Raw genomic sequence first — 12122 nt, 5'->3', positions numbered from 1 at the left:
CTATGGCACAAATGAGGTGAAGGCAATGCATTCGAAAAGCAGATATATATGGGCTTATATGATGATCGCTCCGACGTTGATCGGAACGCTCGTTTTCTGGAGCTGGCCAGCCGTGTATTCCATCTATCTGAGCTTCCTGAAGTCCGAAAACTTCGGCCTTGTCAACCACTGGGTCGGTTGGGCCAACTACGAGAGATTATTTATGGACGAGGAGTTCTGGCAAAATCTACGTAATACGATACTTTATGTCGTGCTGTTTGTACCTACGACGATTATACTGTCGACGTTCTTCGCCGTACTGCTGAACGCGAAGATCAAGGGCCAGTCTGTCTATCGGGTCATTTATTTTCTACCGCAGGTTACGATGGCGGCCGCGGCTGCTATGGTGTGGGTCATTATTTTCGCTCAGGATTACGGACTACTAAACTCTGTACTCGGCACACACATCGCGTGGATCTCTGACAAGCGTTTCGCCATGTATGCTCTTGTCATGGTCGGTGTTTGGGGAGCGATTGGCTTTAACATGTTGCTGATCCTAGCTGGGCTTCAAGGCATTCCACGTACTCTGTATGAGGCGGCTGAGATTGATGGTGCTGTCGGTTTTCGCAAGTTTCGTTCTATCACGCTTCCGCTATTAACACCAACACTATTTTTTACGTCGATCGTGCTGGTGATCGGTGCCACACAAATTTTTGACAGTATCTATCTGATTATCGGTAAAACGAACGTTGCGCTACCGGCCGTGCGTTCTCTTGTATACGCTTATTACCAAAATTCATTTATCTATTACGATCAGAACTATGGAGCAGCGATCGTCAACATTCTGCTGGTGATCAACCTGGTTTTGACGGGTATCCAATTCATGCTGCAAAAAAAATGGGTGATTTACGATTGAGGAGGTACAAAAGTGAGCAGAGTTGTCTCTTCGAAGCATAGAAGCAACCTTATTATTCATTTGGTTCTGATCGCTGGGGCAGCCGTCATGGTGCTTCCATTTCTCTGGATGATTCTTACGTCTCTCAAGACGACAACGGAGGCGACCCAGATTCCGATTACGATATTACCTGCCGAGCCGAGCTTGCGAGGTTATGTAGACGCCCTTAGGCAATCGGCCTTCTTGCATTATTATGCGAATACGCTGATGGCTGCGTTCATGAAGACGTTATTCCCTGTCGTCTTCAGCGCGATGGCTGCCTTTGCATTCGCTCGCATTAGCTTTCCGGGTAGAGGGCTGTGTTTTTTTCTGATCATTTCGGTCATGATGATTCCCAACCCGGTGTTCTATACGCCTCAATATTTGATGATGAGCAAACTCGGATTGGTGAATACGACGACCGCACTTTGGATCACGTCGCTCGTCAGCCCATTTGCGACCTTTTTGCTGCGCCAGTTTTTCCTCGGCATCTCCAAAGAGTTGGAGGAGGCAGCAGTGCTCGACGGATGCAATCCGTTCCAAATCTTTCGCTATATCATGCTGCCGCTTGTCAAGTCAGCACTGGTTGCAGTCGTCATTATCCAATTGCTCTGGTCATGGAATGAACTACAGTGGCCACTTATCATCAACAGTTCACCTGAAAAATTGACGCTGTCGGCAGGCCTTGCCACACTTGTCTCCATGTTCGGTACGGATTATCCTGTATTGATGGCTGGTGCGTTCATGGCCGTCATTCCAATGCTCATACTGTTTTTCATTTTCCAACGGCGGTTCATTGAGGGTGTCGCCTTTAGTGCCAGTAAGGGATGATCTTTTGAATTACCCCGATGTAATCTGTGAAAATGGACTGAGCGTACCACCACGTTTACTAAGCTTTCTACATCAAGTAGTGACGAGGTGTGTTCTCATTAATGCGTAGAGTTCAGAGCTGGAGAGGAGGTGAGTAAGGCTGGCGAGCAAGTTCGTTGCCATATTTAATAGTTAATCTCATGCGAACAGGAGTGAACGATGCAATGTCGAATGCAAGATTTGCAAGGCTAGGATTGATGATGGTCGTCTTTTGTCTACTTGGCTCGGTAATGTTTATGAACTTCAAGCCCAACCATGCCTATGCGTCAGGGGAGTGGCAAGCCCAAACCTATGACCCGAACAAAGCGGGGCTGGAGTTAAACCCGCTGAAGGGCTTTTTACCCTTTTCCAAGCTTCCTTCGGACAGTGTTGATCCGAACAACAGTTTTCCGCACAGCATGGAATGGTTCTACGTTTCGCTTCGTGACCTGATGACGGATTGGAACACATACAACTGGGCCCCGCTGGATGCCTATCTAAATGATATCGCTAGTCGGGGCAACCAGGCGGCTTTCCGTGTCTACGTTGACTACCCGGGGCGTACAAGCGGTATTCCGCAGTTTCTAATTAATGGCGGGCTTATGACCCGAGATTATGATCAGAACGGCAATCATGATACATCCACCCACAGTCTGGCCCCCGACTGGAACGACGCAAATCTGAATCAGGCTTTGCGACAGTTCGTCACCGCACTTGGGGCCCGCTATGATGGCGATCCTCGGATTGGCTTCCTGACAACAGGATTATACGGATTTTGGGGAGAGTGGCATACATGGCCCTACAATACGGACCCAACGAATTGGGAGATGAACCAGAGTAACCGTGACGGGTTGCTTTCGGCATTCAAGGGTGCGTTCCAGAAGACCCAGGTTCTTGCCAGGTACCCTTATTCAGCGAGTACAGCAGATTTGAAAAACGCTTTCGGCTACCATGATGATTCTTTTTCATACGAAACGTTGTTCGAGAATGACTGGGGGTTCTGGAATTTGATTACGCAGAACGGCCTGCAGAACATCTGGAAGACTCATCCGATTGGTGGCGAATTATACCCACCCCTCCAGCAGGATACGAGTTTTTGGCAGCACTGGCCCAACCAAAACGGTGAAGACTTCCAGACCTCGGTCGAAACGACACACGCCTCTTGGTTAATGTACGATCGTGTGTACAAAAATTCTTTGCCTGACGAGACGGCTAAGCTTAATGCGCTGCGAGCTCATAAAATGCTTGGTTATACGCTGTACAATTCATCGGTGCAGCTGAGTGATTCATCGGCGTCCTCACTGCAAGTCAACGTCAAACTCCAGAACAAGGGCGTTGCTCCGTTTTACTACAATTGGGAGGTCGAGTTCGGCGTACTGAATTCCTCCGATACATGGGTTAAGTCGCTTGGCACGAAATCATGGAATCTGAAAAGCATCTTGCCTGAAGACTCGGACTATTCCTTCTCATATAGTGCGAATCACAACCTTCCCGCAGGGGATTACAGGTTAGTCATGCGAATTGTCAATCCACTCACCGGCGGCAAGACCATTCGTTTTGCGAATACGCGTCAGGACGCGAACCGAGATGGCTGGCTAACACTGTCTGGTTTCCACGTTTCTGCGAGTGCTACGACTTCTACTTTACTGGCTGACCCGCCCGTGACGCCAGTCACACCTCCGAATTCAGGTGTTAGCGCCTATGAGGCAGAGGCAGCAGGAAACACGTTAGCAGGTTCAGCGGTCATTGCGAACTGCACGACTTGCTCAGGTGGGGCAAAGGTGGGTTATCTAGGCAACGGTAGCGGAACGCTGAAGTTCAATAGTGTGACAGTGCCGTCAGCAGGTAACTACAAATTGACGATCCAGTACTTGAATGGTGAAGCGATCCGCTCCGCCGTATTAAGTGTGAATGGAGCGGCTGGTATATCGCTCAACTTCCCAAGTTCCGGCAGTTGGACAACAGTTGCTTCTCAGGAGACGACAGTACATCTGCAGGCGGGATCTAATACGCTGCTATTCTCACAGCCGACGGGTTATGCCCCAGATATCGACCGCATTTTAGTGAGTGTGAATCCTACCGGTTCGGGAGGGTGAAAAAGGTCAGCCATCCCCTTCCAGTTAGACAGTTAAGAGAATGACTCTTACTGTTGAGTGAAGTGCACCCCTTAGAATAGACATTGGAAAAACCCCTGGGTTTAGCCGATGAAATTCTAGGGGGTGCATTTTTGTGTGGCTAAAAAAGAGGCAATTCGTCTACATATTGTTGAGGGGTGGACTTACCGTTTGTATGGACGTATTAAGATGTAAGCGTGTACACTATGTAAATATATATCATTCCGTTAAAAACATTGGGGGCTGGATATGAGGAAAACGTTATTTAATCGATTGCTGTTTTCTTATATGCCGATTTTTATTGTCGTGATCACGTTTACGTTTTTTGTTTTTTTTCAGATATTAAGCGAACAAAGCCGTAAGGAGGCGCTTAACGCCAACAAAATGCTGTCATTACAGGCGATGCGTCTGATCGATACTTCCCTGAAGGCGATAGACAATATGATAATGTCGGAAACCATAAATAATAAGCAGTTGATTGATTTCTTCAATAATGAAGAGAAGAATAACATTTTCATCAACATAAGCGCAGTTAAAAGAATGCAGGATATGATATCCTATTACCCCATGATTGATTCGATCTATTTTGTGCGTTATGAAGACAATTTCGTGCTCAGTAATGCGACAAGTGATCAACTTAGCAACTACAGGGATGAGCCATTTATTAAAAAGGCTATGGATCCGCTCGCATCCAAGCAATGGTCGGACGTAAGAAGCTTCGAGCAGTTTTCTACAAAAGGGAGTAAGCCTGTCGTTAGTTTGGTACGGGGAGCGCCATTTATTACAGGCGAGAAAGGCATGATCGTCGTCAATGTGGCAACTGATTCGTTGCAGAACAGTATCGCAGACCTATACGATTCAAAAACAAGCTTTATCGGAATTCGGGACGCCGCGGGAAACGATTTGTTTAGTGACTTGCATTCTAAAGAACAATCAAAGATTTTCTCCAATTATGTATCGAGCTATACCGGATGGTCCTACCAAAGCGGACTTATAAATGGAAAGTTGTTCCATGTGATCTCTTCATTATATAATGTCTGGTTTATCATCGGTATCGTGACGATCGGGGGTGGTTTTGTATGGCTACTCTATGTTACCAGACGCAATTCAAGACCGCTGGAACAGATTGTGGCGCGAATCCGCGGTTACCGTCTCCCTTTGTCCAAGGAGTTGGGAGATGAATTTTCCTTCATCGAATCGGCCTTGTCCAATATTATTGAGCAATCGAATCAGTATCAGCAAAAGCACGATGAAGATCTGCATCTGCGAAAAAGGTACTTGTTCCACCAACTCATTGAAGGTGACATGGGTTTAACCCATGAGGAATGGATAGGAGAAACAAACAGTCTTCAGCTTCCATACACGTTTAATAAACAAGTCGTACTTGTGATCGAAATGGATAAATACAGTGATTTTTGCTGCCAATACTCCCGCAGAGACCAAAACCTCCTTAAATTCGCGCTACGCAGTGTTATTCAGGAGCTTGCTCCAAAATATGGGCTCGCGCTTTGGTCCGAGTGGACTTCGGCATTTCAGCTAAGCGTCATGGTATTTGTGGATAGCGAGGAGGAAGCAAGTACTTCCATAACACTCAAACTTTTCGAGAGCGTTCGTGTGTGGGTACAGGAAAATCTGAAGTTTACGGTAACGGTAGGCATCGGTGAACAGGTCGCAGAGCTTTCCAGCGTCGCAAATTCTTATAAAGAGGCACTTAGGGCGCTTAAATATAAAATAGTGTTAGGAGAAAACAGGCTCATTACTAGCGAACACATCGCAAATCACGGCCAGGTTGAGGTGTTCTCACAATTAAACGTAATTCGATCCATCATCCAGTCGTTCAGACTTCTTGAGGACGAATGGAAGACGAAGTACGACAAGCTCATGAATGAAATGAAGCTAGGGTTGTTAACGAAAGATGAAATTACAAATCTGATGAACTATTTAATTTACTATTTGGGATTGGAAATCTCCGGGATGACAAAAGAGGTCCAAGAAATATGGATGCGAGATGGATTACCGAGGCTCAGTAAAATCATAGATGAGTGCCATTCACTCGAGCAAATGCGGGAAGAATCTTTGAGCGTGTTGAACAGCTTTTTCACAGATTTGAAGGAAGCGCAAAACAGGCGTCTGCATGCAGCTACCATTCGAGATATGCGGAAAATGATCGAAGAGGAGTATGCCAATCCGAACATGTCGCTTGAATATCTCAGTTCAATCTTTAACATTAATGGAAAATATGTAAGCAAGCTGTTCAGGGAAGAGACCGGACAGAAATTCGTCGACTTCTTGATTGACATCCGCCTGCAGGCCGCAAAGCGCTTGCTCACGGAAACACAAGGTTCCATGCAGGAGGTAGCTGAGAAGGTAGGTTATACAAGCGCGATCTCATTCAGCCGTGTGTTTAAGAAAGTGGTAGGCTACTCCCCAAGCGAATTCCGCGAAGAAGCAGCGCGCAGACATATCGGTTGAATTTGGTTAACTGGTTGAAAATGGTTTGCTACGCCTGCTTACCCAGCAGTTTCATAATGTATTTCATGCAGCAGCTCCGGCTAAACACCGGAGCTGCTGCGCATTTTCAGGCCATGCGAAGACGGTTAAGTTAACGATTATTGTTTCTTGCTGCACCTCGTTATCCTACTTTATTATGTAGAATGTAAGCGCAAACAATTAGATCGAACGAAAGGAGAAGGAGCATATGTCAAGCATGCAAAAGAGAATCAGGAAACCCGAAACTTCAATGCAAGTCCAGCCACATGAACCTGCATTGCCTGACAGCAAATCATCATTACGCTTCATTGGGAAAAAAATGAAGCGTCACTGGCAGTTATACTTGGTCGTATTTCTGCCGTTGCTGTATTTGGTCATTTTCAAGTATATACCTATGTCTGGCGTTGTCATTGCTTTCAAAGAGTACAACGTTATCCAAGGTATTTGGGGTAGCCCATGGGTCGGACTGAAATATTTCGAACAATTTTTTGAATCACCAAACTTTTGGCTGTATTTGAAGAACACGCTTGGCATTAATATGTACGGTTTGCTTGTTGGTTTTCCTGCTCCGATTCTATTGGCACTTGCATTAAATGAAATTCGTAACGGTTTTTTCAAAAGCAGTGTACAAATGATCACCTACGCGCCTTACTTTATTTCAACGGTTATCATGGTCTCCATTCTCATCGTAACTTTGTCGCCAAGTGTTGGGATTATTAGTAAGTTCACACAACTACTCGGGATTGAAAATACAAATTTCATGGGAATTCCCAGCTTGTTCAAATCGATTTATGTCTGGTCGGATGTATGGCAATTTTCAGGTTATGGTGCGATTATCTACATTGCAGCTTTGGCAGGAGTCAACCCTGAACTATATGAATCGGCAAAAGTGGATGGTGCGTCTCGGATGCAGAAAATTATTAATATTGACTTGCCGAGCCTTATCCCTGTATCCGTCATTCTGCTCATATTGAATTTAGGGAATTTCATGAAGGTTGGCTTCGAAAAAGTATATTTGATGCAAAATCCCCTAAACATCAGCACTTCTGAAGTCATTTCTACCTATGTGTATAAGGTGGGACTGCTCAGCTCCAGCTTCAGCTTTTCGACTGCAATCGGTTTCTTCAACTCGATCATCAATCTGATTCTTCTTGTGAGCGTTAACTACATTGCCAAGAAGTTATCCAATTCGAGTTTATGGTAACAGCAAATCAGCAGAAAGGAGGAACAAATATGTTCAAGGCGTCAAAGATTCGGGAATCGTATGGTGACCGTTTGTTTCTGCTCAGTGTCTATGCTTTTTTGATCGTAGTGACGATTGTCGTCCTTTTTCCTCTCATCTTTATCGTTTCATCATCGTTTAGCTCACCGCAAGCCGTCGTATCCGGCAAGGTGTGGCTGTTGCCCGTCGACTTTACGCTGGAAGGCTATAAAGCGGTGTTTCGAAATCCACAAATCGTTTTCGGGTACTTGAACTCGCTCTATTATACAGTCATAGGTACAGCAGTCAACGTTGCTTTGACTGTTATGCTTGCTTATCCGCTTGCCAGAAAAACGTTCTACGGCCGTAATTTCATCATGGTACTTCTAGTCATCACGATGATGTTCGAAGGAGGGCTTATCCCCTTATATCTCGTAGTAAAAAACCTTCATATCCTCGATACACGTTGGGCGATGATTTTGCCAGGAGCCATGGCGGTGTTTCAAGTGATTGTCGCTCGGACCTTTTTTCAGACCACGATTCCCGAGGAAATTGCGGAAGCTGCCGAACTCGATGGCTGTAGTGACGTCCGGTTCATTACCAGTATGGTAATTCCGCTCTCCAAACCCATTTTGGCTGTGCTCACGCTGATGTATGCTGTGGGCCACTGGAACGCTTACTTCGATGCATTAATTTTCCTGAAATCTCCAGATTTGTTCCCGTTACAGATCGTGTTGCGTAACATTCTTATTCTGAACTCGATCGATCCGACCATGGTGACCAATGTTGATCAGATGTTGGCGCAGCAAGGATTGAAGGACTTGCTAAAATATTCGCTTATCGTTGTCGCAAGCGCACCTGTCCTGATCATTTATCCGTTCGTGCAGAAGCACTTTGTTAAAGGTGTCATGATCGGTTCATTAAAAGGATAGTGACGGGGAGGTAGCTCAACCAGCATTTAAGGAGGTGAGGGGTTGAAGACCAGATAGAATGCTTCCGTAATTGAAATTTTATGTTCGATAAATGGGAGGGGTCATAACTATGAAAACATGGAGAAAATCATTCTCTTGCGTCCTCGGAGCTGCACTCTGTTTATCACTCGTCTTGAGCGCCTGTAACGGGGATTCGAGCACAACTACGAATACACCTTCTGCCAGTGCACCAGAAGCAAGCGACGTGTTTACGCCCGTTGGAGAATATCCGATTGTCAATACGCCCATGACGATCAAAATGTTTGCTCCGCAGTACGCTGTCATAGAGAATATGGAAACCAATACATTCACGAAATACCTCCAGGACAAGACGAATATTCAAATAAAATGGGATCTCGTACCTGAAAAAGCGCTAAACGACCGTAAACAATTGATGCTGGCAAGCGGTGATTATCCTGAAGTAATTTTGCATGGGAGCTTAACCAAAGAAGAGCAGATGAAGTACGGCAAAGAGGGTGTGTTTATTCCACTGAACGACTTGATTGATAAATATGCGCCTAACTTCAAAAAAGCAATGGCTGAACTGCCATACCTGGAAAGCTCTATCACTTCACCGGACGGCAACATATATGCACTTCCGCAAGTGAACGAGTGCTATCACTGCAACTATGCACAGAAGCTATGGATCAATCAGTCTTGGCTGGATAAGCTTGGGTTGAAAATGCCGTCAACAACGGACGAGTTTTATGAAGTGCTAAAAGCTTTTAAAGAAAATGATCCGAACGGTAATGGTATAAAAGACGAAATTCCGCTTACTGGCGCTGACGACATGTGGGCAGGGAACGTCGCTTCCTTCTTGATGAATTCGTTCATCATCGACGATCAGGTGGACAAAGACAACGGGACTTTTCTCCAGGTGAAGGACGGCAAAGTGGATTTCGTCGCCAATAAGGAAGAATGGAAGCAAGGATTATTGTACCTGAAAAAGCTCTACACGGAAGGCCTGATCGATCCAGCATCATTCACACAAAACTCCGATGCCATCCAGCAGTTGGGCAACCGTCAAGACGCGAATGTGATTGGCGGCATTACAACTGCTCTAATCAGTTACGCCCACAGCCCAGATGACAAACACCCACGTCATAAAGAGTATGTCACCGTGCCTCCCCTTAAAGGACCGAACGGTGTGCAGCAAGCTGGGTACTTTGCGGGAGTAAGTGTATCGCAGATGGCCATTACGAACAAAGCGACCGATGAACAGAAAATCGCCGCAATCCGTTTGGCTGACTACTTGTACACAGAAGAAGCCATTGTGAACCAAGAGCATGGTCCAGAAGGCGAAGGATGGCGTAAAGCAGAGGAAGGCGAGCTGGGTATGGACGGCAAACCGGCAACTTATGCAATTATTTCTGATGGTGAAACTAAAATTACGTATAACGACCGTTGGGATCAGCTTGGACCGTCGCTCCGCACATACCAATATCGCGACTCATGGGCGGCTCTGCAGGATCCCCTTGCTGAAGGCGCGTACGAGGTTCGTCTGAAGCGTGAATCAGCAAAATATGAGCCGTTCCAATCGAAGGAGAATTATCCGTCCAGCGTATTCATCGCTTTGGAAGACACACAGGTTGCGGCTCAACTGAAAACATCAATCCGAGATTACGTCAAGTCGAATATGGCTCAGTTCATTACGGGCAGCAAGGACATCGAGAAAGAATGGGATTCTTATGTAAAAGGTCTGGATGGCCTGCAGCTTGGCCAGTATATAGAAATTTACCAGAAGGCCATTGATACGAAATAATTCGAAATTCCCTAACTAATTCTACCTTCGAGTCTGATCTGGAGGTTGGAGATGGTGGATTTCAGAACAGACTCGGAGGTGCAGTTTTAAAGTGAACTGTGGTTTGCAGAACTTGTTCTATAAGTATGTGTGGTCGTCCAATTGGTGGAATCAGGGACGTGAAGACACGCAGGTGAAACACTTGGAACTTCGCTGCTGTAAAAATGACAGCGCCGCCTTCCAGGCATTGGTCAGCTCAGATCAAGAGGATATGCTGGTTACGATTAACCGGGATGCATTGTTATGGAAGGGCGGGCCGATCAAAATCGTGCGCTGCGAGGTGGAAACGGATGCTCCCTGCAAGATCGATCTTCAGCTTATCGGGTTGATAGAGGACGATAATCGTGTTATGACTTCAGATGTTCTGCTGGATGAACCCTATCAATGGCTTAGGAAGCGTCAGATTCAACCTTTGTGGGTGGAGCTTCATGCCGATGATTCCGTTGTAAGCGGTCAATATGAAGGCAAGCTGAAATTCTACACGCATACGATGTTCGAGGATGAGGTTTTGGAGAAAGAACTGACGTTTCGTTTAACGATCAGTGAACAAGTGCTGCCAGAGCCTCAAAATTATACGTTCGTTTTGGACTTGTGGCAGCATAACTGTAATATTGCAAGAAAATATGATGTTTCCTATTGGTCCGATGAACATTTCTTGCTTCTTGATTCGTATCTTCACAGCTTGTCTCAGCTCGGACAAAAGGCGTTGACGCTTGTTGTTTCAGAGGAGCCATGGAGCGGACAACGATCATTTATCGATGCTGAGCCATCCGACTTGAATGAATATAGTATCGTTCAAATCGTGAGACGGAGCGACGGTCGATTTGACTATGATTTTACGAACTTGGATCGGTATGTTGAGATAGGAGAGAAGCACGGAATATGCAAAGAAATAGAAGTATTCGGCTTGATCAATATTTGGAAGCATGAGGATGAAGGGTTCGGGGGAGTTGTGGATGATTATCCCGATGCCATTCGCGTCCGCTATTATGATGAAGAAACCGGGAGCTATATGTTTATCCGAAATAAATCAGATCTTAGTGCTTATATTGTGGCATTAGAGCAGCATTTTATCTCGAAAAAGTGGATGGACCGCGTTCGCGTTGTTGCGGATGAACCGGCTGATATCAGCTTATTTGAGGAAAGTTTAGCATGCTTACGCGAGATGGCGCCATCATTCCGCTATAAAGCAGCAATCAATCATACCGAGTTTATTCGTAAACATATCGAAGGAATCGTTGATTATGTGCCTGTCCTTGACTGTGCTGCAGAGGAATTTGAACAGCTAGAGCAATTAAGAAAGGACGTGAAGGGGACATTTACGTTTTACGTTTGCTGCTCGCCAGATAAACCCAATACGTTCCTCAGTTCGCCGTCGATTGAGTCTCGGGTGATCCCTTGGCTCGCAGAAAAGCTGAAATTGGATGGCTTTCTACGGTGGAATTATACCGTGTGGCCCGACAAGCCACTGGAGAGGCTTTCCTATCGTCCTATGATATGGAAGGCTGGGGATACGAATTTCGTTTACCCGGGAAAAAGGGGCAAACCGCTGCTTTCACTGCGTTATAAGTGGCTGCAGCGAGGCATCCGCGATTACGAATATATGCAGATAGCAAAGCAGAATGGACAGGAAGAGCAGGTTGAAAAGATTCTCCAGCAAGTATTCCGATTCGATCATCCGAGAGAGCTTGCTCCTTCCTCTGGCAAAACGGCCATGCAGTTATACAGTTTTAATATTGAGGACTACGATCGATTATATGAGGTTTAGAACGGACAAACAGAA

General features: G+C 45.8%; 8 protein-coding genes. All 8 read left to right on the top strand.

The genetic code is table 11. From position 1 onward, the window contains the following. Window positions 1-25: 25 nt before the first annotated feature. The 8 genes from AC3ITG_RS18825 to AC3ITG_RS18790 all read left to right on the top strand — a co-directional run bounded on the left by AC3ITG_RS18825 (window position 26) and on the right by AC3ITG_RS18790 (window position 12107). Window positions 26-895: a carbohydrate ABC transporter permease gene (locus AC3ITG_RS18825; protein ID WP_113054398.1), complete on the top strand. Its 870-nt coding sequence runs from the start codon at window positions 26-28 to the stop codon at window positions 893-895. 12 nt (window positions 896-907) lie between these two features. Beyond that, window positions 908-1744, top strand: coding sequence for a carbohydrate ABC transporter permease (locus AC3ITG_RS18820; RefSeq protein WP_489251005.1), 837 nt, complete (start codon window positions 908-910; stop codon window positions 1742-1744). 203 nt (window positions 1745-1947) lie between these two features. After that, on the top strand, window positions 1948-3858 hold the full coding sequence (locus AC3ITG_RS18815) for a DUF4832 domain-containing protein (RefSeq protein ID WP_489251004.1): 1911 nt from the start codon (window positions 1948-1950) through the stop codon (window positions 3856-3858). 267 nt (window positions 3859-4125) lie between these two features. Further along, complete coding sequence (locus AC3ITG_RS18810; RefSeq protein WP_489251003.1) at window positions 4126-6348, top strand: helix-turn-helix domain-containing protein; 2223 nt, start codon at window positions 4126-4128, stop codon at window positions 6346-6348. Window positions 6349-6583: 235 nt separating this feature from the next. Next, window positions 6584-7570: an ABC transporter permease gene (locus AC3ITG_RS18805; protein WP_489254495.1), complete on the top strand. Its 987-nt coding sequence runs from the start codon at window positions 6584-6586 to the stop codon at window positions 7568-7570. A 29-nt stretch (window positions 7571-7599) separates the two neighbouring features. Beyond that, window positions 7600-8499: a carbohydrate ABC transporter permease gene (locus AC3ITG_RS18800; RefSeq protein ID WP_489251002.1), complete on the top strand. Its 900-nt coding sequence runs from the start codon at window positions 7600-7602 to the stop codon at window positions 8497-8499. A gap of 109 nt (window positions 8500-8608) precedes the next feature. Then, complete coding sequence (locus AC3ITG_RS18795; protein WP_489251001.1) at window positions 8609-10300, top strand: ABC transporter substrate-binding protein; 1692 nt, start codon at window positions 8609-8611, stop codon at window positions 10298-10300. 91 nt (window positions 10301-10391) lie between these two features. Beyond that, the gene (locus tag AC3ITG_RS18790) at window positions 10392-12107 is read left to right on the top strand and encodes a DUF4091 domain-containing protein (RefSeq protein ID WP_489251000.1); all 1716 of its coding nucleotides are present in this window, start codon (window positions 10392-10394) and stop codon (window positions 12105-12107) included. Window positions 12108-12122: the final 15 nt, after the last annotated feature.

Source organism: Paenibacillus sp. GL_099_B (assembly GCF_057835695.1).
This window is presented reverse-complemented; position numbering and strand designations above follow the sequence as displayed.